This is a genomic window from Pleomorphomonas oryzae DSM 16300 (assembly GCF_000422965.1).
GTDB classification, from domain to species: domain Bacteria; phylum Pseudomonadota; class Alphaproteobacteria; order Rhizobiales; family Pleomorphomonadaceae; genus Pleomorphomonas; species Pleomorphomonas oryzae.
In genome coordinates this window covers 22,805-48,939 of the sequence record NZ_AUHB01000014.1, presented here as the reverse complement: position 1 = coordinate 48,939, position 26,135 = coordinate 22,805, and the positions used below count along the sequence as shown (strand labels likewise).

The window sequence follows — 26,135 nt, the reverse complement described above, 5'->3', positions numbered from 1 at the left end:
TGCGGTTCGAGAGATGCGGCTTCGCGTCGCGACGACGTCACAAAGCAAAACGGCCGCCGAAACCGGCAGCCGTTCGAACGCGCAAAAGGCAGATAAGGTCAGCCCTGTGCTTCGGCTGACTGAAGCGCTTCGCGAGCCGGGCCGTAGCCGGGCTTCAGCACCATGGCGCGGTTGATCGAATCGCGACCACGCTGCACATCGCCGGTGCGGATCTGGGCGATGCCGAGATTGGTCCAGAATTCGGCCGACTGCTTGTTGCGGTTGACGGCCGCCGCGAAGTCCTGCAGCGCATCCTTGTTCTTGCCGATCTGCAGGCGGCTAAGGCCACGCGCGTTATACGGCTCGGAAGCATTGGCATCGAGCGCGATGGCGGCGTCGAGGTCGGCAATGGCCCGAATGTGGTTACCGCGGGTCTGGTAGATCAGCGCTCTGTTGTAATAGGCCTTGGCGTCGGATGTGTTGAGCGTCACCGCCTGATCGAAGTCGGACATGGCCAGATCAAGCTGCCCAGACTGCCGGTAGAGGGTACCTCGCCCGAGATAGGCCGGCTCGTAGGTGGCATTGAGCGTGATCGCCTGATTGTAGTCGGCGAGCGCCGCCTGCGGCTGATTCAGCTGACGATAGATCAGGGCGCGATTGTTGTAGGCCTGCGAGAAACCAGGATTGAGCTGGATCGCCATCGTGAAATCGGCGAGCGCAGCCTGAAACTGACCGGCCTGACCATAAGCCGAACCGCGCACGTTATAGTTCACCGGATTCTGCGGGTCGCGCTGGATCGCCGCCGTCAGCGAGCCGATGTTGGCCGCCGAACCGGCGTTGGCATCGACGGCCCAGGTCGGCTCATTCGAGGGCCCAGACGTCGTGCAGGCGGAAGCCAGAAGGCCAAGGGCAATAGCACCCGTGAGACCGCGAAGAGCCGAAGACGTCGCAATGAACCGCATCAATCCATCCCTTTCAGGCAATATCCGGACAAGCCGGATCGGCGGGCACCCTTGGTCGGCGCTGTCGTCCGCACGCTAGAGCATCGGACCGAAAAGGGGAAACCGGTTTTCGGAAAACCCGATGCAACAAAGACCGGATCATCGCACGTCCGCCGGGGCACACGATGATCTAAAACCAGCTGGTAGCGCTTTTGTGCCACCCAAGACCGATTTTAGAAACCGGACATAACAAAAGAGACGGTCGACTCGCGTGACCGTCCCTCGACTTCAACAAACACAATCGGGCGACGGAGCCCGTATATTAGTGGGTGCGGCCCTTGAGCGACACCATACCCTCGCGCTGAGCCCGCTTGCGAGCCAGCTTGCGCGAACGGCGAACGGCCTCGGCCTTTTCGCGCGCCTTCTTCTCCGACGGCTTCTCGTAATGGCCGCGCAGCTTCATCTCGCGGAAAATGCCTTCGCGCTGCATCTTCTTCTTCAGCGCCTTGAGAGCCTGGTCGACGTTGTTGTCGCGAACGAGTACCTGCACGCCTATTCTTCCCGTGGTCGGTCACCGTGAAACCCATATGGCCGGGGGGCAGACACACCCACAGCTTCGTGTCTCAGGCGACATGATGAAACCAATCCTGCGGAAATGACAAATTTCCGCCGCAGCGCGCCAGGGCGCCGCAAAAGTGGTGGTTCTCTAGCAAATCATCGGCAGCCTGTCCACTAGAGATCGGCGGGTTAGTGCGGAAAATGCGCCTGCCGGACGGCCCGCAAAAGCCGGCGCAACATCAAAGCCACAGCTGAGCCGCCTTATGAGGTCGGTAGGTCATGGTTAATGCATTTTCGCCAATATGGTCGGCATGGGATTTGCGAAGATGAATACGCGAAGCGAATTCGCAAAGGTGAAATCGGGTCAGGATCGAGGCCTGCCCTGAGGTGATGCGTCTGCGTTGGGGTTTCCCTTAAATGTGTCGTTGGCTCGCCTATTCCGGTCGTCCGATCTTCCTGGATACCTTGGTTTCCAAGCCCTGCCACTCGCTTATCCATCAGAGCCAGTCGGCAACCGAGTGCCTTGCCGCCACCAATGGCGACGGGTTCGGCCTCGGCTGGTATGGCGCCTGGGAAGAGCCCGGCCTGTTCCGTGACGCCATGCCTGCCTGGAATGACGACAATCTGAAGAGCCTGACGCATCAGATTTCATCACCGCTGTTCTTTGCCCACGTCCGCGCTTCCACCGGCACGCCCACCACCCGCGTCAACTGCCACCCCTTTGCCAGCGGCCGCTGGATGTTCATGCACAATGGCCAGGTCGGCGGCTGGGATCACATTCGCCGCCGCCTTGAGGCGCGCCTGTCCGACACCCGCTACCACGAGCGTCGCGGCTCCACTGATTCCGAAGTTCTGTTCCTGCTGCTCGACGCAGACGTCCTCGCCGCCGATCCGATTGCAGCCATGCGGTCGATGCTCGCCGAGACGCGGCGGGCGATGATCGACACCGGTGTCGACGAACCCTTGCGTCTCACCGCCGCCTTGTCGGACGGCAAGCATCTCCACGCCTTTCGCTATTCGTCCGACGACAAGCCGCCCAGCCTCTATTGGCGGCATGGCGACGACGGCATCACCGTGGTGTCCGAGCCGATCGATGCAGCGCATGATCAGTGGACGGCCGTCGCTCCCAATACGGTGCTGACGGTGGAGCCGGGCGGCCGTGTCCGCCTCGCCAGCTTCGAGGTCGAACTCGACCGCCGGGTTGCCACCCGCGTCGCCATAGCCTGAGATCAGAGCAATTTCAGCAAAAGTGGGAACCGGTTTTGCGTCCGTAATTGCGGTGGCACAAAGAGTAGGGCCTTCCGGTGAACCTGAGTTCGCCGGAAGGCGCTAGACGCCGACCCGATTGACGTGGCCCATCTTGCGGCCTGGGCGGCTTTCGGCCTTGCCATAGAGATGGAGCCGCGCCCTGGGATCGGCGGTGATCGTCGCCCAGGCGTCGGCCTCACCGCCAATGAGGTTTTCCATGACGGTCGGTGCAATGGTCGCCACCGAGCCGATCGGCCAGCCGGCGATGGCCCGCACGTGATTCTCAAACTGCGAGGTCACCGCGCCGTCTTCCGTCCAATGGCCGGAGTTATGGACGCGCGGCGCAATCTCGTTGACCACGAGACGCTCGCCCTTGTCATCGCGCACCACGAACAGTTCGACGCCGAGCACGCCGACATAATCAAGCGCATCGGCGATGCGGCGGCCAAGCGTCACCGCGGCGGCAGCCGTCTCGGCACCCACCCGGGCGGGCACACGTGTTTCCTTGAGGATATGGTTGGCGTGCGAATTCTCGCCGATGTCGTAGACGGCGGCCGCGCCATCGGCGCCGCGCACCACGATGGCCGACACTTCGAGAGCGAAGGGTACGAGTGCTTCCAAGACGAGGTCGGCACCGCCGAGCTCGGCTACCGCCGCCGCAAGCGCCTCTCGGCTCTCCACCTTGCGCTGGCCCTTGCCGTCGTAGCCAAAGCGGCGGGTCTTGACGATGGCAGGCAAGCCGGTGACGGCGATCGCTGCATCGATATCAGCCGCCCGATCGATCGGCGCGAAGGCCGCGACCTCGGCGCCGGCCTTGCGCAGAAAGGTCTTCTCGACGAGCCTGTCCTGCGAAGTGGCGAGCGCCAGTGCGCCCGGCCTCAGCAAAGTCCGCTCTGCGATCACCTCGGCGGCGCGAGCCGGCACGTTCTCGAACTCGTAGGTAACGACATCGCAACAATCGGCGAAGGCGGCGAGCGCCCCCTCGTCGTCATAGGCGGCAATGGTATGCGCCTTGGCGACATCGAAAGCCGGGCTTCCGGGGTCGGGGCAATAGACATGCATGGAAAGGCCCAGCCGGGCGGCGGCCAATGCCATCATGCGACCGAGCTGGCCGCCACCGAGCATGCCGATCACCGAACCGGGCGGAAGCTTCTCAGAGACCATTGGCAGGTTCCTCAGCAACGGCGGCCGTCTGGCGGGCGCGGAAATCGTCGAGCCGGGCCGCCAGGGCGGCATCCGACAAGGCCAGCACGGCGGCGGCCAGCAGCGCTGCGTTGATCGCCCCGGCCTTGCCGATAGCCAGCGTGCCCACCGGGATGCCGCCGGGCATCTGCACAATGGAGAGCAGACTGTCCTGCCCCTTGAGAGCATGGCTTTCGACGGGAACGCCCAGGACCGGCAGCGGCGTCAGCGCCGCCACCATGCCGGGCAGGTGCGCCGCGCCGCCGGCACCGGCGATGATCACCTTGAACCCCTCGGCGCGTGCGCCCTTGGCGAAGGCGACCATACGATCGGGCGTGCGGTGGGCGGAGACGATCATCGCCTTGTGCGGCACGCTCAGCACGTCCAGCGTGTCGGCGGCGTGTTTCATGGTCGCCCAGTCGGACTGGCTGCCCATGATGATGGCGACAGGCGGCTTATCGGTCATCTCAGGAAATCCCCGGCTCGCAGCGTGATGCCCATGGCGGTAGGGGAAATAACGGGCTCTGGCAAGCCTCAGCCGCCAATCTCATGCCGGAAACCAACGCTTCCGTGCGACCATTATCGCGAGACGTAGCCACGTGTCGCTGGCCTCCGGTCCGGCGATCGAAGGGTTAACGATTTCCAACCCGAGGGTCAGGCAATGATGTCGGGAACCGTCTGGTCTTCGAGCTGCTTGATCCGGTCCTTCAGCACCAGTTTGCGTTTCTTGAGGCGTTGGATCTGGATGGTATCGGCGGTGCCGAGCGACACCATCGCATCGATGGCCGCATCGAGATCCCGATGCTCCTGGCGGAGCCGCGCCAGCTCCAGTTGCACCTGCTCATTGGCTTCTTCCTGCCCGGTCATCCAGCAAACCCTTCGCCTCGTCCCCACCGGCCGCTGAGCGCCGGCATTTGCCCTAGTCTAGCAGATTGCCGCCGCCTTTTCATGATCCTCGGCGGGAAAGCCCCCGCCTTTCCTTCTGCTATCCGACCTGTTCGGTCTCGGCGCCCCCGGCTTCCTTTGGGAGCGGAGCGTCAGGCCGAATCCCTTTTCGGCCGCGGCATCGGCACCGAAAATAGTTAGTCGCCTCGCAGCGGTTATCCCGCACTTTCGGGCGAATGGGCGGACAAGTCGCGCTTTCTCCATCTTGCCGGCCTCGGCGAATGTGTCTAGACAACGAGGGTTGCCGCGCCAGACTTAAGGATGCGCCCGAGCGACACGATCCTCCTCGGAGACCACCCACGGACCATCGGTAAATCGGCGGTCTGCCCCATGCGGAGCGTAGTCGTGCTTGAGCTCCGAATCGATACAAGTGCGACTGCAACACACGAATCCACCGCTCTCGAGCGCCGGGCTAGGTGACGATACGATGATCGACGACCCCTTGTTTTACCTCGCCGCCATTCCGGCCGTGGTGCTCACGGGCCTGTCGAAGGGAGGTATGGGAGCCGCTTTCGGCCTCGCGGCGGTGCCTATTCTCGCCCTCGTTGTCTCGCCGGTCCGCGCCGCCGGGCTGATGCTGCCGATCCTGCTCATTTCCGACGTGGTGGCCATGTGGTCCTACCGGCGAGCCTTCAACGCCGGCCTCATCTGGCACCTGATGCCCGCCGCGGTTGTCGGCACGCTGCTCGGCTGGGCCACCGCCCGCTACGTGTCGGACGATGCGCTTCGCCTCCTCGTCGGCGTGCTCGCCATCGCCTTCGTCGCCCGCATCTGGTTGCTGGAAAGAGCCCACGCCCGCAAGGTTGCCGCCGGCACGGCCATCGGCGAGCCACCGCCCACCGGCAAGTCGACGCTCGGCGCGGCCATCTGGGGCACGCTCACCGGCTACACCTCCTTTGTCGCCCACGCCGGCGGGCCGCCGTTTCAAACCTACGTTCAGCCGATGCGGCTCAGCCCCATGTTGTTCGCCGGCACGTCGGCCATCTTCTTCGGCGCGCTCAACATGATGAAGGTGATTCCCTATGCCATGCTCGGCCAGTTCACCGCCGAAAATCTGTTGATGTCGGCCATTCTCGCCCCAGTAACCGTCGGCTCCACCTATGTCGGCGTGAAGATGGTGAAGGGGATCGACGAGCGGCTTTTCTACCGGATTCTGACCATCTCGGTGTTCGTGGTCGGCCTAAAACTAATTTATGACGGGGCGATGCATCTCTTTCCCGTCTGACGCGTTATTGCCCGTAAGCCACAGTTTCGCCGCGTCCTCGCCGAGGTCGCCGCTTACGTTTTTCCAGGAACCGGCTTTGCAAAACGCCCGCAAGGGCTACCGAGAAGGGAGAAAAACTATGGATATCAAGCCCCTCGGCAAACGCGACCACCGTATCGACGTCCTACGCGCCCTGGCGCTCCTATCGATTTTCATCAACCACATTCCCGGCAACGTTCTAGAACCTTTCACCCACAAGAACTTTGGCCTGTCCGATTCAGCCGAGGCTTTCGTCCTTCTGGCCGGTGTTGCGTCGGCCTTCGCCTACTTTCCCCGCTTCAATGCCGGGGCCGTTATTTTGCCGCTCGCCAAGATCGCCAAGCGGGTGGTGGTGCTTTACGTCGCCCACCTCGCCTCGCTGATGGTTGGCCTCGGCATCTTCTGTTATGCCCTCCAGCGCTGGGGCATGCCCATCCTCGACACGCCCCTCAACATCGACGCCATCTATGCCGAGCCGACCAAGGCCCTCATCGGCATACCCCTGATGACCCAGCAGATCGGCTATCACAACATTCTGCCGCTTTACGTCTGCCTGTTGATTTTCCTGCCGGTGTTGATGACGGTCGCCCGCTTCGTCGGCCTTGGCGCCATGCTGGCAACATCGGTGGCCATCTACGCCACCGCCCATATCTTCGCGCTGAATATGCCGAGCTATCCCAGCACCGGCGGCTGGTTCTTCAATCCTTTCACCTGGCAGCTGATCTTCGGCGTCGGCTTTTTCGCGGGCGTCCGCGTGTTGCGCGGCGAAACGCCGGTGCCCTTCTACCGGCCGCTCTGGTGGCTGGCACTCGCCTATCTGATCGCCGCCTGCATCTACCACCGCTACAACCTCTACGGCAGCATTCCCACCGTCAGCTGGCTGCCGGTCAACTTTCAGATCAACGAGAAGCCGTGGGTGGCGCTGCCCCGTCTGCTGCACATCCTGTCGCTGGCCTATGTCATCGGTCACAGCCGAATGATCATGACCTGGCTGGGGCGCTTGTCGCCGGAAGGCCTGTTGTCGCGCATCGGCCGCAATTCCCTGCCGGTCTTCTGGCTGGGAACGGCCCTGTCGGTGGTCGGCCAGGTGGTGCTGTTCGCCGATCAGCCCAGCCCCATCGAACAGATCGCCTTTATCGTCGTGGGCATCGCCGCCCAGGCAGGCCTCGCCTACATCCTCGATTACCTCGGGCAGGCAGGCAAGGCAGCGAAGGCCAAGGCCACTCCGGCCGCGAGCCTCGAACCGTCGACCGCCGGCAAGGGGGCGTTGGCGGCCTGACCTTTGGGACATCGTGCGGGAAAGCGGGTCCCGGCTTTCCCAGGCGATGCGGCAACAACGAACGAACAAGAGCGGCGGCCCCTGAATCCGGGCCGCCGCTCTTGTTTTTGCGTGCGCCTAGGACTCAAGAACGGATGCGTTTTCGGTTGGGTGCGCAAGCTGCCCTACGAAAGCAAAACGCCACGGACCAGAGGCCGTGGCGCTTGCCGGATTAGCGTATTCCGAACCGCGTTGTCCTCAATGAAGGACCTTGGCGTCGGCGGAAAGCTTAACGATTTCGTCTTTCAGGGCCAGTTTCTGCCGCTTCAATTCGCGCAGGGTCGTGCCGTCCGTACTCGGATGCTGATTGGCTTCGTCGAGTTCGCGCTCGAGAGCGGCATGACGGCGTTCAAGTTCTGCAATATGCGACTGAACAGACATTCGGGCCTCCTTGCTGTGGGCTGAGCCTCAACGCAGTGATCGTGTCACAATTTTGATATGAAGTCGATGGTCCCGCCTTTCAAGGTGGTGACGGTTGTTAATAAATTGCGCCGCTGCCCCCTAATACTTTCGTATAATTGCGCGACATGACGGTCTGCGTTTGCAGTTATTGCGACATCGACCAAGGTCGCAGCGGCCAGCGCCCTCCATCCGTACAAAGCCGAATGCATCCAATAGCCCGTTATTGGCGGCTAGCCGACTATCCTGTTGTCAACCAATCACCAAATCTTCGCTGATAAGAAATGGCGGCATCAGACTGTCGCATCTCATCGCGCCGGTCCCGTCTGCCATGAGGTGAACGTGCGCGCCGGAAAAGCTCCCGCCTTGCTTCTGACCGTGGGCTTGGCCTTCGCGGCCATGCCCGCCGAGGCCGTCGTCATCCTCGATAGTACCTGGGCCGAGGAAGGCGGCGGGCCGGACAACGAGGCGGCCGGTTTCGGCGCCGCCCTGCGCCTTGCCGCCGAGCCGCAATTCCGCGCCGTGCTGGCGCTATCGACCGACGGCGAATCCTGGGGCGAAGCCTCCGGCACCTGGCTGGGCAACAAGGATGGCCACGCCTATATCCTGTCCGCCGCCCATATCTTCGATCTTCCCGCCACCACCGACCAGTATGTGGTGCGTACGCCCGGCGGCGATACGCTCGGCATCGACCATCTCTGGGTATTGCCCGAATGGAATGGCGACCCCAACACCCGCGCCGGCTACGACCTCACCATCCTCCGCCTGGACGGCGAGATCGACGACGCCGGACCGCAGCCGGTGCTTTACACCGGAGGGAACGAGGCGGGAAAGCTGATCACCTTCGTTGGCTACGGCAATCGCGGTATCGGCTCGGCCGGCGAACAGGAGGCATTTTACGAAGGATCCGACAAGGCGGCAGCCCAAGGTATCGTCGACAGTTGGGACGGACTGGTGCGCCCGCCGGTCGAGGGCGAGGACGCCGGCAATGAACTCGGCATCTTCCTGGCCAAGGAAGACGGATCGATCGAGAACTCGCTCGGCGGCTCCAACTGGCCGGCGACGCCGCTCGTCGGTCTGCTTGGCTCGGGCGACAGCGGCGGCTCTGCCTGGATGAAGACCAAGGCCGGCTGGCTGCTGGTCGGCGTCAACTCCAGCGGCACCGGCGAAGCAAAATACGGCGAAACCTCCTGGTTCTGCCGCGTATCGTCTCATCGTGGCTGGATCGCCTCGATCTTTCCCGACGCTCGCTTCTCGCCACCCTGACCCATTAAAATGAGAACGGCCGCCCCCCAGGGACGGCCGTCTTGGCAGCGCTTGTATCGCCGACGAACGATCAGAGATCGTCGTCCTCGTCGGGCTTGGGGCCGGAGAGCGCGTTGAGCTTGGCGAATACCGCCTCGGCATCGAGCTCTTCTTCGTCGTCGCGCGATGGCGCGCGGAAGCCGGACAGCGCGTCGGGCGAGGTGGTCTCCTCGACCGGCAGCAGCGTCTGCGTCAGCACCTTTTCCGGCGACACCTTGCCCGCCTTCTCGACCTCCATGTCCAGCTCGATCTGCGAGCAGAGGCCGAGGGTGACCGGGTCGGACGGCGTCAGGTTGGCGGAATTCCAGTGGGTACGGTCGCGGATCTGGGCAATCGTCGTCTTGGTGGTGCCGACGAGGCGCATGATTTGCGCATCCTTGAGTTCCGGATGGTTGCGCACCAGCCAGAGAATGGCGTTCGGCCGGTCCTGACGGCGCGACACTGGCGTATAGCGCGGGCCACGGCGCTTGGCCTCGGGCACACGCACCTTCGGGTCGAGCAGCTTCAGGCGGATCGAACCATCCTTCTCGGCCCTCTCGATGTCCTCGCGGCTGAGCTGGCCGGTCAGGATCGGATCGAGCCCCTTGATGCCTTGCGCGGCTTCGCCGTCGGCGATGGCTTTGACCTCAAGGGCATGTAGCTTGCAGAAGGCGGCGATCTGGTCGAACGACAGGGCCGTGTTCTCGACCAGCCAGACGGCGGTTGCCTTGGGCATCAACGGGGTCGACATCGATAAATCCTCTTCGCTGGTCCACCGGCTCTCACCGGCGGCCCTCCGTCTCGTATCACGATGACCGGGGAATGACCCCTATATACAGATCACCCGCCTGTTCCGCAATCGCAGCAGGCCGGAAAATCCCGGTTTCAGCCAAAGGTCAGCACGATCTTGCCGACATGGTCGGCTTCGAGCTGGGCATGGGCCTCCGCCGCCTTCTCGAAGGGCAGCACTCGGTCGATGACCGGCGCAACGCTACCGGCGGCCAGGAGCGGCCACACCTTGTCGCGCAGCGCGGCGGCAATGCCCGCCTTGAAGGCCGCTTCGCGTGGCCGGAGCGTCGAGCCGGTATGAACAAGCCGTTTCTGCATCAGCTTGGCAAAATTGACCGAAGCCTTGGCGCCGCCGAGAAAGGCGATCTGCACGATGCGGCCGTCGACGGCGGCCAGCTCATAGTTGCGGTCGATATAGTCGCCGCCCACCATGTCCAGGATGACGTCGACGCCCCGCCCCTCGGTCGCCGCCTTGAGCACGGTAACGAAATCCTCCGTGCGGTAGTTGACGGCGATCTCGGCGCCCAACTGCCGGCAGGCCTCGCATTTCTCGGCATTGCCGGCGGTGGCGAAGACGCAGGCCCCAAAGGCGCGCGCCAGTTGGATCGCCGTGGTACCGATACCCGACGTGCCGCCATGGACCAGGAAGCTCTCGCCGGCTTGGAGGCGGCCCCGGTCGAACACGTTGGACCAGACGGTGAAGAAGGTCTCCGGCAAAGCCGCCGCCCGCACGGCATCGTAGCCATCCGGCCAGGGCAGACAGCTGCCAGCCGGCGCCGCACAATATTGGGCGTAGCCGCCGCCGGCCACCAGGGCCGTCACCTTGTCCCCGATCGCCAGCCCGCTCACCTCGGCGCCAACCGCCGCGATACGGCCAGCGACTTCCAGGCCGGGAATATCTGACGCGCCGGGCGGCGGCGGATAGACGCCCTGCCGTTGCAGCGCGTCCGGCCGGTTGACGCCCGCCGCCTCGACGGCGATCAGCACCCCGTCGGCGGGCAGGGAGGGCAGCGGCCGTCGCGCCGGCTTCAAAACCTCCGGTCCGCCGGGACGGGAAATTTCAATCGCCAGCATGTCGGTGGGTAAAGCTGCCATGGTGGGTCCCTCGCGCCGAATCGCCAATCTTCAAGTCCGAAGCGTAGCCTATCCCCCGTTCGCCGGCTTGACACGCCGGCCGGGTGAGCCTTCACTTTGCCGTGCCCGAATGAGGAGGAAGCGCCATGACCAATGATGACGATCGGCCTCAACCACCGCCGCCGGCCCATGTCGTCGGCCAGGATCTGTCGCGCCTCTCGGTAGCGGAACTTCGCGCCCGCATCGAGCTGCTGCACGCCGAGATCGCCAGGGTCGAGGACGCTCTTCGCCTCAAGGACGACGTCCGCAGCGCCGCCGATTCCCTCTTCAAGTTCTGAAATGTTTGGCTAATGGAATCCCGCCAAAAATATTCATTGTTAAGCGTCCATTTACCATTTTCGTTTATCAAGAAGGTGATCCGTACGTTTGGATCGCGAGTGGCTCTTGTCACTCTTTTGACGCCTCCCTGTTTAACTTATGAAGGGCCGCCTCTGGCGGCCTTCTTTTTTGCCGTCGGCAGACCAGTATGAGCGATGCGCTGAGCGTGTTCTCCGTGCCGGTCGACGATTACCGGGTCCATGTCAGCCATTTCGGACCGACCGACCAGACGGCGTTATTGCTGCATGGCGGCGGCAGTTCTTCGTCGGACAGGATTTTCCCATTGCGCGAGGACTTGGCGCAGCGTGGCATCGGCACGCTGGCGCTCGATCATCTTGGCCATGGCCGAACGGGTGGAGATCTGGCCCGCGCATCCCTGCAGCGGCGCGTCGAGGAAGTGCTTGCCGCGATCGATTTCGTCAAGCCGAGCAAACTCTTGGGCAGTGTTTCGATGAGTATGGGCGGCTATGTTGCCGTGCGTATTCACAAGCTGATTGGCTTGCCGGCGATGGTCCTCATCGCACCGGCCATGTATGACGCGGCTGCCTATCCTGTGCCGTTCGGAGCAGGCTTTACCGACGTGATCCGCGCGCAGCGAAGTTACGACCGCAGCGATGCCTGGGACATTCTGGCCGATTTCACGGGGTCCCTCCTCGTCGTGGCCGGTCGGGACGATGAGGTCATTCCGAGGGAAGTGATCCATCGCTGCCACGATGCTGCGAAGAATGCCGCTCGGGAGCTGGTTCTTCTCGAGGGGATTGATCATTTTGTCATGACGCGTTTGCGCGCCGGCCCGCGCGGCCGGCTCGACGCCGTGCTTGACCGCATGGCGGCAACGCTGTCGGGAGACGCTACGGACACCAGCTGACCGAGCGCGTATATAGGGGCAAGACAGCAAGAGAAGCGCGGGCATTGAGCGAGCTTCCATCCGCGCTCGGATTTGCCGAGACTCTCCCGCCGCTTTGCGTTAACCTTTCATCAACATCTGGGGCGGCGTTGGCCGTCTCTGGCACGCCTGTTGCGAACTTCACTGCAAAGTCGGACGACTGTTCCGGAAAGGGATGCCATTTCGTCTCGTTCTGGGGATTGCGGGGAAGAGCGGCGGCACCCGCCAGCTTTTTTCTTTGCGACGGCGCTTCGACGGTCCAAGTCATGGGCCGCGGAGCCGGCCGGGCCGATTGTCCGAGCGTCTGGTGCAGAGGTGGCGTAATGAGTGATCTATTCGGCAAGTCCCATTCCGGTACGGAAGCCATCGCCTTCGGTGCGCGAGCGCTCAATTCGGAGCTGTTTCGTGAGCTGTTCCGCGAGGGCATGGCGCTGGTCGAGGAGACGGCCAGCTATCTCGATGGCGCCGGCCGCATCGAAAGCCGGACGCTCGGCCGCGCCGCCACGCTGTCCTATTCCACCGAGTCGATGCGCCTCACCACGCGCCTGATGCAGATCGCCTCCTGGCTTCTGATGCAGCGCGCCGTCAACGAAGGCGAGATGTCCTCCGAGCAGGCCCGCAGCGAGAAGAACAAGGTCCGCCTCGACTTCCAGTCGCCGGTGATGTCCGGCCCGCTGTGGAGCGAGCTGCCGGAGACGCTTCGCTCGATCATCGAGCGCACCGACCGGCTGCACGAGCGCATCGTCCACATGGACAAGGCAATCTACGAAATCGCCGTCGAACCGGCCGCCAATCTCGTTGCCCGTGATCTCGACCGCCTCGCCAGTGCTTTCGGCGCTCGCCGCATCGACGGCTGAGCGTCTTCGACAGCTCGCTGGCGCGGGGAGGCGCCGGCGAGCTGCCGTTTCACGCTGCCCCTCATAGCCCAAAACAAAACCCCGGCGAGTAACACTCGCCGGGGTTTTCATATCTGCGCTTTCGCCAAGCCTTACTTGGTGGCGAACAGGCCGCCGAACTTCGAATTGAAGCGCGACAGACGGCCGCCGCGGTCCATCAACTGCTGCGTACCGCCGGTCCAGGCCGGATGCACCTTCGGGTCGATGTCGAGGTTGAGCGTCGCGTCCTTCGCGCCGTAGCACGAACGGGTGACGAACTCGGTGCCATCAGTCATGACGACCTTGATGTCATGATAATCGGGATGAATGCCCTGCTTCATCTTTTCGGTCCTTTCCGGCGTCCCGAGGACGCGATCAATGACGCCGGCCTTGTCGGGGCGCCCGGTGTGGGGTGTCGGCCACGCTGCGGCTCATCAGAGGAACGAGCCGCCCCGAGGACTATCCTCGAGCGGCTCGTCTCCGGTCCACCGCATGGCCCGGTCGGGCGCCTCTATAGCGCAAAGGCTCGGCGCGAACAAGCGCCGTGGACGCATAGGCGGCGCTTTTCGCGCCGGTTTGCGGCGCCCGCCGTCAGTCTGCGTCGACCAGGGTCGGCAACTGCTCGCGGGCCATCGCCTTCATGGCTTCCTGCACCTTTTCGAAGGCGCGCACCTCGATCTGGCGGACGCGCTCGCGGCTGACGCCAAACTCGGTGGAAAGGTCTTCCAGCGTCATCGGATCCTCGGCGAGCCGTCGCGCCTCGAAGATACGCCGCTCGCGCTCGTTGAGTACGCCCAGCGCCCGCTTCAGCATGCCGCGGCGCTGATCGAGTTCCTCCGACTCCGCCAACACCGTTTCCTGGTCGTCACGGTCGTCGACCAGCCAATCCTGCCACTCGCCGCTTTCGCTGTCGGAACGCAGCGGCGAGTTGAGCGAGGCGTCGCCGGACAGGCGCCGGTTCATGGAGATGACGTCTTCCTTGGTCACGCCGAGCTTGGTGGCAATCGAATCCACCTGATCGGGCTTGAGGTCGCCGTCGCCGAGCGCCTGCAGCTGGCTCTTGGCCTTGCGAAGATTGAAGAACAGCCGCTTCTGGTTGGCCGTCGTGCCCATCTTGACCAGCGACCACGAGCGCAGGATGTATTCCTGGATGGCGGCCTTGATCCACCACATGGCATAGGTGGCGAGGCGGAAGCCCTTGTCGGGCTCGAAGCGCTTGACCGCCTGCATCAGACCGACATTGCCTTCGGAAATCACTTCGCCGATCGGCAGACCATAGCCGCGATAGCCCATGGCGATCTTGGCCACGAGGCGCAGATGCGAGGTCACGAGTTTCTGAGCGGCGTCGCGATCGTCATAGTCCGCATAGCGCTTGGCCAGCATGTATTCTTCCTGCGGCTCAAGCATCGGAAAGCGACGGATCTCGTCGAGATAGCGGCTAAGGCCGCCTTCTCCCGCGGCGATCATCGGCAATGTGGTACGGGCCATTGAGCACCCCCCTTATGGTCTTGGGACCGCTCCCAAACGGACACGGCATCCCCTTCGGTGCCTTGCCGTGCAAGCGCACTGAGAGACGAATATAGGAACGATCCCGGCAATTTCATGGGTAACCTATGAAAAAGCCTAAAGTTCCCGGAACGCCTCCACCAAGTCTGCCATATCCTGTGGCAATCCGCTCTCAAAATGCAGGAGCTCACCGGTCACAGGATGCTCGAAAGCGATCAAGAATGCGTGCAACGCCTGACGCTGGAAAGCCCGTACCGCTGCTGCCGCTCCCTCCGGCAGGCGATTGACCTTGGTCAGGAAGTGCGAGCCATAGACGACATCTCCCACCAGCGGATGGCCGGCGGAGGTCAGATGCACGCGGATTTGGTGCGTGCGCCCCGTTTCGAGGTGGCACTCGACGAGCGCGGCAACGGCACCCCGCCCTGCCTCGGCGGGAAAGCGCTCGGCCACTTCGTAATGGGTGATCGCTTCCTTGCCGCCACCACCGCGAATGATGGCCATCTTGGTCCGGTCGGACGACGAGCGGCCCAGCGGCGCCTCGATGGTGCCGCGAAACGGCTCCGGGCTACCCCAGACCAGCGCCAGATAGCCGCGCTCGAGCGGGCCGGTTCGGCCGTGATCGGCGAACTGGGCGGAAAGGCCGGCGTGCGCCCGATCGTTTTTCGCCACCACCATCAGGCCGGTGGTGTCCTTGTCAAGCCGGTGGACGATGCCCGGCCGCCGCACGCCACCGATGCCCGAGAGGCTGTCGCCGCAATGGGCGATCAACGCGTTGACCAGCGTGCCCGTCCAGTTGCCGGCCGCCGGGTGCACCACGAGGCCGGCCGGCTTGTCGATGACGATCAGGTCGTCGTCCTCGTAGACGACGTCGAGCGGAATGTCCTCGCCCTGCGGCTCGGCATCCTCGGCCGGCGGCACCACGACGCTGAGCGCCAGATTGCCGATCAGCTTCCTCGACGCGTCGGTCACCACTGTACCATCGACGGCAACGGCGCCGGCTTCGATCAGCGCCTTCAGACGCGAACGGCTGACATCCGGAAAAGCCTCGGCGACAAGCTTGTCGAACCGCGTCTTCGCCGCCGCCTCAACGGTGGCCGTCCGCGCCTCGCCAGACTCGTCTTCCAGGCTGATATCGTCCTCGTCCGCCATCGCTACCCCTAAGGCACCCGCTCGAAAAGTTGCGACACTTTCGGAAAAGGGGTGCATGAAAACAACCGGCCGAGCGAAAGTCGACCCGTTGGATCGTCATCGCTCCAGGCGGCGCGTCGACAAACCGCGCCGAATTCGCTATGCCGCCTATCGCAGAAATCCGCGCTGAAGGAAAGCATCATGACCGGGCCGATCGACGAAGACCGCGAGGCGCCGCTCGATCCAGCCATCGCCCGGGTGCAGGCTCGCTTGCGCACCATGATGCTGATCGCCGCCGGCACGCTCGGCATCGGCCTGATCGCCGTGTTCGTGGCTATCGCCTTTCGTGTGGCAAGAAGCGGTGAGGCGACGCCGCCGGCCGGCGCGCCATTCCAGACCCTGATCGAAGTGGTCACGCCGGGCACCGTCGTCAGCACTCAAGTCGATGCCGACCGCCTGTCGCTGACCATCGACGGCCCCGAGGGCAAGGTGATCGAGATCCATCACCTTCCATCCGGCAAGCTGGTCGGCCGTGCCGTGCTGTTGGCAAAGTGACTGCCCACGCAGCCTGACGCCATCTCCGCCGACAGCTTTGCGCTGAGCGAGACAATCGACCGCCAGCGGCCTGTTGCCGCGTCGCTGACACTCACCGGCCTTGTGCCGATGAAGCTGTCGAACTCCGCCTGAAAGCCGCTCCAAAACAAACCGGCGCCGCTTCTGAGGCGGCGCCGGTTTGTAGCTTGATCACTGTCCCCAGGCGGCAAAGGCGTCGGCGAAAGCCTTTTCGCCGGTAGCGCCCTTCTCGAAGGTGAGAATGGCGCGACGGCGATTGCCATAGCGGATGGGGATGTCCATCCACGGCCGGTCCTTCAAGAGCTGGATGTTGCGGGCGACATCCTGCTCAAGGCCGGACAGCGCCAGCCAGAACAGACTGTCGGACACCTTGGCGACGGCACCGGTGATCGTGTCGCCACGCGCTTCCTCGGTCTGCTTGGCGATCATGCCGGGCGCCGCGTCGATGAACTTGCCGGCAAACGACGGCGGCAGGTCGAAAGAGAATTCCACGATGTGACTGGCCGGCAGCGCCTGATCGTCATTCTTATGGATGGAGAGGCGCATCTTGAGGCCGGTTTGCGGGATCTCGATATCGCCCCGGATCTGCGGCACCGGCTTGTCGCCGGGCAATGCCGGTTCGTTGACGAAGGACCAGACCACTGTACCATCGAGCTTGGTGCCGGGAGCTCCGGGAATCGGCTCTTCGTAAAGAATGGCCTTTTGGGCGACGCCGATCGTTTGGCCGGCCTGGGCGGTGGCGGCCGGCGGCGGAGTGGACGCGGCAGGCGCTGCCAGAACGGGGCCGGCATCGGCCGGGGGCGGCGTTTGCTGGGCCGGCGCTGCCGGAGCGGCCATGGCCGTTGCGCTGCCAGGCGCCGGCGGCAAGTCGGGATCGACGGCTGTCGCCCCGTGGACCGCCTCGGTCTGCACCGCGACGGCGTCCGGGGCGACCGGCGCCGCCGGCGCCTCACCTTCGGCGGGCAGGCGATCAAGAATCTTGGGAGCGAGACCGTCGTCGCCGGTCGTCGCCGCGTTGGTCTCGGCCTGCGGCTCCCCGGCGAACAGCCCCGACAGCGTATCGCGATAGACGAAAATGCCACTGCCGAGCGCGACCACGAGGAGCGCGGCAAGCCCGATCAGCAGCAGCCGGCCACGCCGGCCAGCGCCGGCACGATCTTCCGGCCAAGGCAGCGTTGCCGCCTCGCGCTGGGCCTGCAGCCGTTCCGGCTCCAGTTTGTCGGACATTCCGACCATGACCGATTCGGGACGCGAACCGGCCGCGCGGCCATTGCCGAGATCCGGCTCGACCCGATCGGCCGAGACCGGTTCGTCGACCTCGTCCACCTCATTCATGGCGTGGCGCGCGGCACGCACGGCGGTGGACGACGCTTCACCCAGCGAATCGGCCTGTTTCAGGGTGCGCGATAGCGCGCTGACGCCGACGCCGATCCGCGGCTCGCCATGCTCCTCCGGCAGGCGCGCGGTCGGCAGCCGGGGACGCTCGGTCGGCAGGCTCGTCGGCGGCCGTGGGGCGTCCCGGTCGGACGGCTCGGCGCGAGCGGGCGTAGTGCCGCGCGCCGACAGCGGCTCGATGTGCCGGAACGGATTCATGTCCGGCGTGGCGAGCGGCTCGATATGACGGAACGGATTCATATCCGGAGTGGCGAGCGAAGCCAGTCCGCCTTTGCGAGGCGGAGTCGACTGCTCGGGGCGCTTTGGTTCGGCGCGCAGATCCGGCTCGACGCGGGGGGCAGGCTGCTCCGGCACCGGCGGCGGCGATGCCTTGGCGACAGGCGGCGGCGCCGCGGGAGCAGGTTCAGCGGGCGCGGCTTCGTCGGCAACGCCGGCTACCTCTGCCTCTACCCGACGGATGCAATCCTCAAGCGCCACGCGCTGGTCGGCGATCTCGGTCGGCGACAGCGGCGGATTGTAGGAACTGAGCTGGCGGAGGAGCGCGACGCGAGCCTTCTCGTAGACGGCGCGCCTCGCCTCGCCCGAGCCTGATGGCAGCGAGGAAATGGCACGCTTCAATACGGGATAGTAGTCCGCCATGTACCGCATCTCTCGGCTTGGCGCCCCGCCTTGTGGCGGAACGCTGTTTCGATAGGACACCCGGCGGCGAGCCTTGCGATGGCGGCCGGGCTTTTTTGCGGCGGGAAGGCCGGCAAAACGTGGTGAATCACTTAATCCTGAAACGGATCACGCACAAGAATCGTGTCGAGACGATCAGGACTGGTGGACAACATAGCCACCGGGGCACCAATCAGCTCCTCGATATGGCGCACATACTTGATCGCCTGCGCCGGCAGCTCGGCCCAGGAGCGGGCACCGGCGGTCGATTCCTTCCAGCCTTCCATGGTCTCATAGATCGGCTTCACCCGTGCCTGATCTTCCTGGTTGGCCGGCAGGTAATCGAGGGTGCGGCCATCGATCTCGTAGCCGATGCACACCTTGATCTCGTCGAGGCCGTCCAGCACGTCGAGCTTAGTCAGCGCGATGCCGTTGATGCCCGACGTGACCACCGTCTGGCGCACCAGCACGGCGTCGAACCAGCCGCAGCGGCGCTTGCGACCCGTCACCGTGCCGAACTCCTTGCCGCGCTGTCCCAGGAAGTCGCCGACTTCATCGAACAGCTCGGTCGGGAACGGCCCGGAGCCGACGCGCGTCGTATAGGCCTTGGTGATGCCGAGCACATAATCGAGCGCGCCGGGACCCATGCCGGAACCGGCCGCCGCCTGGCCGGCCATGGTGTTGGAGCCGGTAACGAAGGGATAGGTGCCGTGGTCGTTGTCCAGCAGCGCGCCCTGGGCACCCTCGAACAGAATGCGGGACCCCGCCTTGCGCTTCTCATCGAGCAGCCGCCAGGTGACGTCCATATAGGGCAGGATGAAATCGGCCACCGCCATCAGCTCTTCGCGGACGGTCTCAGGCGCGATCTCCGACTGGCCAAGGCCGCGGCGCAGCGGATTGTGATGAGCGAGCAGGCGCTCGATGCGGTTGTTCAGCGTCTCGGGATGGGCGAGATCGACGAGGCGGATGGCTCTGCGGCCGACCTTGTCCTCATAGGCGGGGCCGATGCCGCGCTTGGTGGTGCCGATGCGGGTGGTCGGCGAAGCGGCGTTCTCGCGCAGCTCGTCGAGCTCCTGATGAATGGACAGGATCAGCGTGGCATTCTCGGCGATACGCAGGTTGTCGGGACTGATCTTGACGCCCTGCTCGCGGATGCGCGTCACTTCGTTGACGAAGGCGCGCGGATCGACGACGACACCGTTGCCGATGACGGAGAGCTTGCCCGGACGGGCGACACCGGAGGGCAGCAGCGACAGCTTGTAGGAAACGCCGTCGATCACCAGCGTGTGGCCGGCATTATGACCGCCCTGGAAGCGGACGACCACGTCGGCCCGCTCGGACAACCAGTCGACGATTTTGCCCTTGCCTTCGTCTCCCCACTGGGAGCCGACCACCACTACGTTCGCCATTGAAAAAGGTCCCGTCGTTCAAGTGTCAGACCTTTCCGCGCCGCGCCACCGCCGGCAGCACGCGCACGGAAAGCCCCGATGCCTTGGGCACCGGGGCTTGACCGACTATAACGACGCCCGCCCGTCAATGAAAGTCGCGATGTCGGAAATCTGCCATTTATCCTGAAGTCAGCGTACCGGATTGCACGAAAGAGGCGTGCGGGGAACCGTCAGACCCGTTAGGAACAAGCATCCAAGATCGACGAGAGGTGCTTTGTGACCGATGACGGTTTCTGGTCGCGTCTCTACGACCGGCCGTATCTTCTGCTGATATTGGCGCCCCTTTTCTGGGCCGGCAATGCCGTGGCGAGCCGCCTCGCGGTTGGCGAGGTGTCACCCATGGCGCTCACCACCTTCCGCTGGTTGGGCGTATTGCTGTTGCTGCTCGTTTTCGCCCGCAAACCCGTCATGGCCGACTGGTCGGTGATGAAAAGCCGGCTTCCCTACATGCTGGCGATGGGCGCGCTGGGCTTCACCTTTTTCAACGCCTTCTTCTATATCGCCGCCCATTTCACCTCGGCCGTCAATATCGGCATCATCCAGGGCGCCCTGCCCGGCCTGGTCTTCGTCTTTGCCTACTTGATTGCCGGCACGCGGGCCGGCACCGGCCAACTGGCGGGCATGGCAACGACGCTGGTCGGCGTCGGCGTCATCGCCGTCAAGGGCGACATCAGCACCCTCGCCGCGCTCGATTTCAACGTTGGCGATCTGATGATGCTCGGCGCCTGCGTCGTCTACGCTCTCTATACCGTGCTGCTGCCGAGACGACCGAGGATTGCCGGTCTTTCCTTCTTCGCCGGCCTTTCGGTCGCCGCCTTCCTGACCTCGCTGCCCTTCCTCGCCGCCGAGATCGCCATGGGCCAATATGTGGCGCCAACGCCTTTCGGATGGCTGGTCGTCGCCTATTGCGCGGTTTTTCCGTCAGTGATCTCGCAGATCTTCTTCGTGCGCGGCGTCGAGCTGGTCGGACCGGGCCGGGCGGGCGTCTTCATCAACCTGATTCCGGTTTTCGCATCGATCCTCGCCGTGCTGGTACTCGGCGAAAGCTTTAGGGCCTATCACGCGCTGGCATTGGCGCTGGTGCTGGGCGGCATCTTCTGGGCGGAGTGGAGCAAGCGCGGCCAAACTGTCAAATGATCCGCGCGTCCTATTGCCGAAGCGTCAAGGTTGCCGTGACGCTGCTGTCGGTATAGTCGCCGCCTGCCGCGTTGGAACGGACGATCTTGTGCTCGCCGTCGAGGCCGAGTTCCACCGTGCGGTTGAGCTTGTAGCCGATGCCGGCCTTCAGCGTCGTGGTGGTGACCTGACGGTCGATGCCGGCATAATCCTCCAGCGTCAGCCCACCGCCGCCGACCACGAAAGCATTGGGCGTCAGGGCATAGGTGACGGTCAGCTCGCCGATGTGCTTGAGCACGCCCGAGGCGCCAGCCGCCGACGTCGGCGCGAAACTGGTCGAGGCGATGCCGTTGAGGCGCAACAACTCGCTGGGATCCCAGGTGAGCGAGGCCGAGCCGACCACCCCGGAAATATTGGCAAGGCCATCTTCCCTCAGCCACTCGTAGCCATAACCGAGGGCGATCTCACCAGTCACGTCGTCGCGCGCCACGGCAACGCCGGCCTTGGCTTCACCGCCGACGCCGCTGCGGCTGAGCCCATCGCCGGCCGCCGATCGATCGAAGCTGCGGCTGAAGGCGCCGATCTCCACAAAGGGCTGCAGGACGGCACCGTTGTCGAGCGACAGACGCAGCGATGAGGACAGCGCCGTATTGTCGAGCGTCGGATCGGTCTCGTTGGCGGTGCGGTCGATGCCGAGACCGGTCTTGAGGCCGATAACGCCGCCGAACCGTTCATAGCCGAGCGTGCCGGAGAAGGTGTTTTCCTTGCCGTCTCCCGACGTATCGTCGCGCAAGGTCCAGCCGGCCGATGCGGTGAGCCGGTCGGCGTTGGTAAGGTCGAAACGGCCGGTAATATTGGCGTTGCCTTCGGGCAGCGATTCATCGATGCCGGAGAGCGAACGGCGGTAGGCCCCGCCAAGGCGCAGCTCCAGACTGTTGCGCTCCCAGTCGGAACGGGCCGCGACATCGCCGGTCGAGCGGAGGAAGGTTTCATCGCCCTGCGTCGAATGATGGCGGAGCCCAAGGCCGGTCGACGTGGTGGTGTTGACGATGAAGTTGCCGAGCCGCAGGCCCAGCGGCTCGTATTCGGCACGAGCATCGGCCTCGCGCGTGACGAGCGGCAGACTGGGCGCCACCGCCGGCAGTTTGGCGGAAAGCACCGGCGGCACAGGTCGAACCACCGTCCTGAGTTCGGGCGTGGGCAGGCTGGAACGCAACGGCGGGATGGCGATCTCGGCCGTCTCCGGCTTGGGAGTTGTTGGCTTTTCGGTGTCGAGCGACGGATCGGCGAGGATGTTGGCCGACTTCACCGGCAGAGAGGCTCTGAGCGCGGGCACAGCCTCCGGTTCGTCGGCTTCCTGCGCACGGGAAGGTATGGCGAGGAGGACGAACGTCATCGTCAGAGCCCCAAAGGTCTGCCGCCGATGCACGCTCGCCTCCGTCGTCGCCCTGACCGCCCCGAGCGGTGTTCAGTGTTGACGAAGCGTAAAGGGAGATGGTTAACGAGTCGTTAGGCACCCGTCCGCGATCGCTCACCCCTCGGCGGCGATCCGTGCTTCAATCGCCGGTTCCTGTCACCGGCTCGATGAGGAAGCGGCCGTCGCGGTGGCCGGTGATGTGCACCTTCGTGCCGACCGGCATGTCCGGCCCGTCAGCCCGCCAGACGGTGTCGTCGAGGCGGATATGGCCGGAGCCATCCTCAATCGCCCTGTCGACCACGGCAAACCGACCGACTTGCCGACCAAGCCGGTCGTTGGCAAGGCCATCGCCCTCCTTGGCCGCCCGGCCATAGACGCGCCGGCCGATCAGCACGGCCGCCGCCGACAGCACAACGAACAGAATGAGCTCCACCTGCCAGCTCAGGCTGATGGCCAGCGCCAACAGGCCAACGACCAGCGCCGCCGCACCAAACCAGATGAAGAAGGTGCCGGGCACCACCACTTCGATGCCGGCCAGCAACAGCGCCAGCACCAGCCATGACCATGGCCCGAGATAAGCGATCAGTCCTTCGAGGAGACCCATGATGCGCCTTTCCCTCAGCCACCAACCGGCGGCACGGCCCCACGCCGGCGCGGCGTCCCGTCCGTGGGTGCGCCTCGCGAGCCATCATCGCTGAAGGCGGCACGGGCCAGTTCGGCGATGCCACCGAGCGACCCCAGCAAGGCCGTCGCTTCCATCGGCAGCATCAGGATCTTCTGGTTGGGCGAATGGGCAAACTGACCGAGTACCTGGGTGTATTTGTCGGCAATGAAATAGTTGAGCGCCTGCACGTCGCCATTCGACACCGCCTCGGAGACCAGCGCCGTCGCCTTGGCCTCGGCTTCGGCAAGGCGTTCGCGCGCTTCGGCGTCGCGGAAGGCCGCTTCGCGCCGGCCCTCGGCCTGCAGCACCTGTGCCTGCTTCTCGCCTTCGGCCTTCAGGATGGCCGACTGGCGCGAGCCCTCAGCCTCGAGGATCTGGGCGCGCTTCTCGCGTTCCGCCTTCATCTGCCGGGCCATGGAGGCGACGAGGTCGGCCGGCGGATTGATGTCCTTGATCTCGACGCGGGTGATCTTGACGCCCCAGGCCTCGGTCGCCGCGTCGACGACATGCAGCAGACGCGCATTGATCTCGTCGCGATTGCTGAGGAGATTGTCGAGGTCCATCGAGCCCATCACCGTGCGGATGTTGGTCATGGTGATGTTGAGAATGGCGCGCTGCAGATTGGATATTTCATAAGCGGCCCGCGCCGCGTCGAGCACCTGGTAAAACGCAACGCCGTCCACCGTGCAGGTGGCATTATCGCGGGTGATGATTTCCTGGCTCGGCACGTCCAGCACCTGCTCCATGCGGTTGAGCTTGGCGCCGATGCGGTCGAAGAACGGAACGATCAGGTTGAGTCCGGGCTGGAGCGTGCGCGTGTAGCGGCCGAAGCGCTCCACCGTCCAGTTATAGCCTTGCGGAACCTGCTTGATGCCGGCGAACAGGACGATGATGGCGAACAGGACGAGCGCGATGATGGCGATGTCGCCGCCGCTCAAAAAGACGTTCATGGAATGCCTCCCGGAAATGCTGAATAAGTCTAGGCATTTCCAGCAGGAATTTCAAATGGACATGCGGATCAGTGAAGGGTTGAAAGCCGAGGCCGGCCTCCGCGTCGCCGGCGAGCCAGGGGTGGCAGGCTCACCGGCGCTTGGGGCTGGAAAGCAATCGCCAATGAGCGATTGCCGCGTCAGGCCGCGACCGTCGCGGGCTGGGCAGGAACGAGCCGGCCGGTCGGCCGAAGAACGCCCTCGGCGCCGCTGAGCGCGCCGGCAGCCAGTTCGAGGCCCAGGAACCGAGCCCGCTCGAAGGGACCGGGCATGGACAGCTTTTCCATGCCGCGCGTCGAGAAGCCGAAGCGCCGGTAGTAGGGCTCGTCGCCGACCAGAACGATGGCGCCATGGCCGGACGCCCGCGCCCGTTCGGTCGCAAGACGCATCAATCCGGCACCGATGCCGGCGCCCCGGCATTCGTCTTCGACGGCAAGCGGGCCGAGCAGCAACAGCGGCGTCCGTCCGGCCGCCGCCTCCCAAAGACGCACGCTGCCGACGAGACGGTCACCGTCCCGGGCAACGAGCGCCAGACCCTCGGAGGGCAGACGCCCCGAGCGAATTTTCTCCGAGGATTTGCGAAAGCGAGCCGGACCAAAGGCCCGGTCGAGCAACGTCTCACGGGCGAAAATGTCACCCGCTTGTTCAGTCATGTAAGCGATCATCGAGGCAACCCCGTCCCCCGCCGCTCGGCGGGGCGATGAAGTCACAAAGGAACCGGTCGGAGGCTGGCCGCCCGGAGTGAACTCAGATCACGTAGGACTTGAGCGGCGAGAAGCCGTTGAAGGCCACCGCCGAATAGGTCGTCGTGTAGGCGCCGGTGCCTTCGATCAGCACTTCGTCGCCGATCTCCAGGCTGATCGGCAGCTCGTAGGGCGTCTTCTCATAGAGGACGTCGGCGCTGTCGCAGGTCGGTCCGGCCAGCACGCAGGGCGCGGTGGCGCTTCCGTCGTGGCGGGTGCGGATCGGATAGCGAATCGCCTCTTCCATCGTCTCGGCGAGGCCGCCGAACTTGCCGATGTCGAGGTAGACCCAACGCTGCTCGTCGTCGCGATGCTTCTTGGAGATCAGCACCACTTCCGCCTTGATCATGCCGGCACCGCCGACCATGCCGCGGCCCGGCTCGATGATCGTCTCGGGCACATGGTTGGCAAAGTGACGACGCACCGCCTCGTCGATCGAGCGGCCATAGGCCTCGGTCGCCGGGACGTCCTTGAGATAGCGGGTCGGGAAGCCACCGCCGAGGTTGACCATCTTGAGCTGGATGCCGCGCTCGGCCAACTGGGCGAAAATGGCGGCGGCCGAAGCGAGCGCGCCGTCCCAGGCGTCGAGGTTGCCCTGCTGCGAGCCGACGTGGAAGGAAATACCGTGGGCGGTGAGACCGGAACGATGGGCATGCTCCAGCACCTCGGCCGCCATCGACGGCTCGCAACCGAACTTGCGGCTGAGCGGCCATTCGGCGCCGGCACCGTCGCACAGGATGCGGCAGAATACCTTGGCACCGCGCTTGCCGGTCGCCTCGGCCTGGCGGGCCACCTTGTCCACCTCGGCCTCGCAGTCGACGGCGAACAGGTTGACACCCAGCTCGAGGGCGCGGGCGACGTCGCGCTCCTTCTTGATGGTGTTGCCGAAGGAGATGCGATCGGCGGTGGCGCCGGTAGCCAGCACCATCTCGATCTCCGGGATCGAGGCGCAGTCGAAGGACGAGCCGAGATCGGCGAGCAACTGCAGCACTTCCGGCGCCGGGTTGGCCTTCACCGCATAATAGATGCGGGTGTCGGGCAACGCATGGCGGAAGGCGTTGAAGTTGTCGCGGATGACATCGAGATCGACGACAAGGCAGGGGCCTTCGGGTCGTCGGCTGGCAAGGAAATCAAGAATACGCGCGGTCATGGCCAGTGAACTCCGTCGTCCAAGTTCTGCGTTCTGAGGACGAGCAGCCTCTCTCCGCGACCGGTGTGGACCCGATGCGCGCAAGTGAATGCTCCCCTCGCCTTCCGTTACCGAAAGGCGGTGGATGTCAGTTTCGACTGTCGATCGCGAACGCCCGGCGAAGATGCGCCATGCGATCGTAACGTTCAGTCGTGCAGCCTTTGATTGGACGGATCACTCCAGTCCGCACGTCCGGCAAGGAAGTAAGTGC

The 26,135-nt window shown here is 64.5% G+C and carries 27 protein-coding genes; 9 read left to right on the top strand and 18 right to left on the bottom strand.

Annotated features, from left to right (window positions below; all coding sequences use genetic code 11):
• Nucleotides 1-98: 98 nt before the first annotated feature.
• Both G522_RS0120415 and rpsU read right to left on the bottom strand, forming a co-directional pair.
• Nucleotides 99-941, bottom strand: coding sequence for a tetratricopeptide repeat protein (locus G522_RS0120415; protein WP_026792627.1), 843 nt, complete (start codon nucleotides 939-941; stop codon nucleotides 99-101).
• 301 nt (nucleotides 942-1,242) lie between these two features.
• Nucleotides 1,243-1,470: a 30S ribosomal protein S21 gene (gene rpsU, locus G522_RS0120410; RefSeq protein ID WP_026792626.1), complete on the bottom strand. Its 228-nt coding sequence runs from the start codon at nucleotides 1,468-1,470 to the stop codon at nucleotides 1,243-1,245.
• 425 nt (nucleotides 1,471-1,895) lie between these two features.
• Here rpsU and G522_RS27920 point away from each other — a divergent pair, with 425 nt between their 5' ends.
• On the top strand, nucleotides 1,896-2,705 hold the full coding sequence (locus G522_RS27920) for a class II glutamine amidotransferase (protein WP_036840262.1): 810 nt from the start codon (nucleotides 1,896-1,898) through the stop codon (nucleotides 2,703-2,705).
• 102 nt (nucleotides 2,706-2,807) lie between these two features.
• Here the strand turns inward: G522_RS27920 and G522_RS0120400 are convergent, their stop codons facing one another.
• From G522_RS0120400 to G522_RS0120390, 3 genes are all read right to left on the bottom strand, one after another.
• Complete coding sequence (locus G522_RS0120400) at nucleotides 2,808-3,890, bottom strand: 5-(carboxyamino)imidazole ribonucleotide synthase (protein WP_026792625.1); 1,083 nt, start codon at nucleotides 3,888-3,890, stop codon at nucleotides 2,808-2,810.
• Nucleotides 3,880-4,374, bottom strand: a complete 495-nt coding sequence (purE, locus tag G522_RS0120395) for a 5-(carboxyamino)imidazole ribonucleotide mutase (RefSeq protein WP_026792624.1) — start codon at nucleotides 4,372-4,374, stop codon at nucleotides 3,880-3,882. The genes G522_RS0120400 and purE overlap by 11 nt, the downstream gene beginning before the upstream one ends.
• A gap of 188 nt (nucleotides 4,375-4,562) precedes the next feature.
• Nucleotides 4,563-4,775: a YdcH family protein gene (locus G522_RS0120390; protein WP_026792623.1), complete on the bottom strand. Its 213-nt coding sequence runs from the start codon at nucleotides 4,773-4,775 to the stop codon at nucleotides 4,563-4,565.
• A gap of 505 nt (nucleotides 4,776-5,280) precedes the next feature.
• On the opposite strand from G522_RS0120390, the gene G522_RS0120385 reads away from it, so the two are divergent.
• Nucleotides 5,281-6,078, top strand: coding sequence for a sulfite exporter TauE/SafE family protein (locus G522_RS0120385; protein WP_026792622.1), 798 nt, complete (start codon nucleotides 5,281-5,283; stop codon nucleotides 6,076-6,078).
• 118 nt (nucleotides 6,079-6,196) lie between these two features.
• A complete protein-coding gene (locus G522_RS27915) occupies nucleotides 6,197-7,375 on the top strand; it encodes an OpgC family protein (RefSeq protein ID WP_051228940.1) in 1,179 nt (392 codons plus the stop codon).
• A gap of 237 nt (nucleotides 7,376-7,612) precedes the next feature.
• Here the strand turns inward: G522_RS27915 and G522_RS29705 are convergent, their stop codons facing one another.
• Nucleotides 7,613-7,795 carry a YdcH family protein gene (locus G522_RS29705; protein WP_084633313.1) on the bottom strand — a complete coding sequence of 61 codons (183 nt, stop codon included), beginning with the start codon at nucleotides 7,793-7,795 and terminating at the stop codon, nucleotides 7,613-7,615.
• Nucleotides 7,796-8,179: 384 nt separating this feature from the next.
• Between G522_RS29705 and G522_RS0120370 the strand changes: the two genes are divergently transcribed.
• On the top strand, nucleotides 8,180-9,079 hold the full coding sequence (locus G522_RS0120370) for a hypothetical protein (protein WP_210162952.1): 900 nt from the start codon (nucleotides 8,180-8,182) through the stop codon (nucleotides 9,077-9,079).
• A gap of 70 nt (nucleotides 9,080-9,149) precedes the next feature.
• On the opposite strand, the gene G522_RS0120365 is transcribed toward G522_RS0120370, so the two are convergent.
• Together G522_RS0120365 and G522_RS0120360 are read right to left on the bottom strand one after the other, a co-directional pair.
• On the bottom strand, nucleotides 9,150-9,848 hold the full coding sequence (locus tag G522_RS0120365; protein WP_036840258.1) for a DUF1013 domain-containing protein: 699 nt from the start codon (nucleotides 9,846-9,848) through the stop codon (nucleotides 9,150-9,152).
• A gap of 134 nt (nucleotides 9,849-9,982) precedes the next feature.
• Entirely contained in the window at nucleotides 9,983-10,981 is a 999-nt protein-coding gene (locus G522_RS0120360) for an NAD(P)H-quinone oxidoreductase (protein WP_026792618.1), read from the bottom strand.
• Nucleotides 10,982-11,106: 125 nt separating this feature from the next.
• On the opposite strand from G522_RS0120360, the gene G522_RS0120355 reads away from it, so the two are divergent.
• From G522_RS0120355 to rcdA, 3 genes are all read left to right on the top strand, one after another.
• On the top strand, nucleotides 11,107-11,298 hold the full coding sequence (locus G522_RS0120355; protein WP_026792617.1) for a DUF1192 domain-containing protein: 192 nt from the start codon (nucleotides 11,107-11,109) through the stop codon (nucleotides 11,296-11,298).
• Between the two features lie 188 nt (nucleotides 11,299-11,486).
• On the top strand, nucleotides 11,487-12,206 hold the full coding sequence (locus G522_RS27910; protein WP_051228938.1) for an alpha/beta fold hydrolase: 720 nt from the start codon (nucleotides 11,487-11,489) through the stop codon (nucleotides 12,204-12,206).
• A 341-nt stretch (nucleotides 12,207-12,547) separates the two neighbouring features.
• Entirely contained in the window at nucleotides 12,548-13,081 is a 534-nt protein-coding gene (gene rcdA / locus G522_RS0120345; protein ID WP_026792616.1) for a protease adaptor protein RcdA, read from the top strand.
• A 131-nt stretch (nucleotides 13,082-13,212) separates the two neighbouring features.
• Here the strand turns inward: rcdA and rpmE are convergent, their stop codons facing one another.
• From rpmE to G522_RS0120330, 3 genes are all read right to left on the bottom strand, one after another.
• On the bottom strand, nucleotides 13,213-13,440 hold the full coding sequence (gene rpmE, locus G522_RS0120340) for a 50S ribosomal protein L31 (RefSeq protein ID WP_026792615.1): 228 nt from the start codon (nucleotides 13,438-13,440) through the stop codon (nucleotides 13,213-13,215).
• Between the two features lie 250 nt (nucleotides 13,441-13,690).
• Entirely contained in the window at nucleotides 13,691-14,587 is an 897-nt protein-coding gene (gene rpoH / locus G522_RS0120335; RefSeq protein WP_026792614.1) for an RNA polymerase sigma factor RpoH, read from the bottom strand.
• A gap of 135 nt (nucleotides 14,588-14,722) precedes the next feature.
• A complete protein-coding gene (locus G522_RS0120330) occupies nucleotides 14,723-15,754 on the bottom strand; it encodes an RluA family pseudouridine synthase (protein ID WP_026792613.1) in 1,032 nt (343 codons plus the stop codon).
• Between the two features lie 180 nt (nucleotides 15,755-15,934).
• Here G522_RS0120330 and G522_RS29225 point away from each other — a divergent pair, with 180 nt between their 5' ends.
• On the top strand, nucleotides 15,935-16,288 hold the full coding sequence (locus G522_RS29225) for a hypothetical protein (protein WP_051228936.1): 354 nt from the start codon (nucleotides 15,935-15,937) through the stop codon (nucleotides 16,286-16,288).
• Between the two features lie 189 nt (nucleotides 16,289-16,477).
• Here the strand turns inward: G522_RS29225 and G522_RS0120320 are convergent, their stop codons facing one another.
• Together G522_RS0120320 and G522_RS0120315 are read right to left on the bottom strand one after the other, a co-directional pair.
• Nucleotides 16,478-18,340, bottom strand: a complete 1,863-nt coding sequence (locus G522_RS0120320) for a hypothetical protein (protein WP_026792612.1) — start codon at nucleotides 18,338-18,340, stop codon at nucleotides 16,478-16,480.
• 131 nt (nucleotides 18,341-18,471) lie between these two features.
• Nucleotides 18,472-19,767 (bottom strand): adenylosuccinate synthase, encoded by a 1,296-nt coding sequence (locus G522_RS0120315; RefSeq protein WP_026792611.1) that lies wholly within the window; start codon nucleotides 19,765-19,767, stop codon nucleotides 18,472-18,474.
• A gap of 255 nt (nucleotides 19,768-20,022) precedes the next feature.
• Here G522_RS0120315 and G522_RS27900 point away from each other — a divergent pair, with 255 nt between their 5' ends.
• Nucleotides 20,023-20,943 carry a DMT family transporter gene (locus tag G522_RS27900; protein WP_036840255.1) on the top strand — a complete coding sequence of 307 codons (921 nt, stop codon included), beginning with the start codon at nucleotides 20,023-20,025 and terminating at the stop codon, nucleotides 20,941-20,943.
• A gap of 10 nt (nucleotides 20,944-20,953) precedes the next feature.
• Here the strand turns inward: G522_RS27900 and G522_RS0120305 are convergent, their stop codons facing one another.
• The 5 genes from G522_RS0120305 to G522_RS0120285 form a co-directional block, all read right to left on the bottom strand.
• Nucleotides 20,954-22,318 carry an outer membrane beta-barrel protein gene (locus G522_RS0120305; protein WP_156887003.1) on the bottom strand — a complete coding sequence of 455 codons (1,365 nt, stop codon included), beginning with the start codon at nucleotides 22,316-22,318 and terminating at the stop codon, nucleotides 20,954-20,956.
• Nucleotides 22,319-22,478: 160 nt separating this feature from the next.
• A complete protein-coding gene (locus G522_RS0120300) occupies nucleotides 22,479-22,943 on the bottom strand; it encodes an NfeD family protein (protein ID WP_026792609.1) in 465 nt (154 codons plus the stop codon).
• 14 nt (nucleotides 22,944-22,957) lie between these two features.
• A complete protein-coding gene (locus G522_RS0120295) occupies nucleotides 22,958-23,941 on the bottom strand; it encodes an SPFH domain-containing protein (protein ID WP_026792608.1) in 984 nt (327 codons plus the stop codon).
• Between the two features lie 191 nt (nucleotides 23,942-24,132).
• Complete coding sequence (locus tag G522_RS0120290) at nucleotides 24,133-24,657, bottom strand: GNAT family N-acetyltransferase (RefSeq protein WP_026792607.1); 525 nt, start codon at nucleotides 24,655-24,657, stop codon at nucleotides 24,133-24,135.
• An 82-nt stretch (nucleotides 24,658-24,739) separates the two neighbouring features.
• Nucleotides 24,740-25,891: a type III PLP-dependent enzyme gene (locus G522_RS0120285; RefSeq protein WP_026792606.1), complete on the bottom strand. Its 1,152-nt coding sequence runs from the start codon at nucleotides 25,889-25,891 to the stop codon at nucleotides 24,740-24,742.
• Nucleotides 25,892-26,135: the final 244 nt, after the last annotated feature.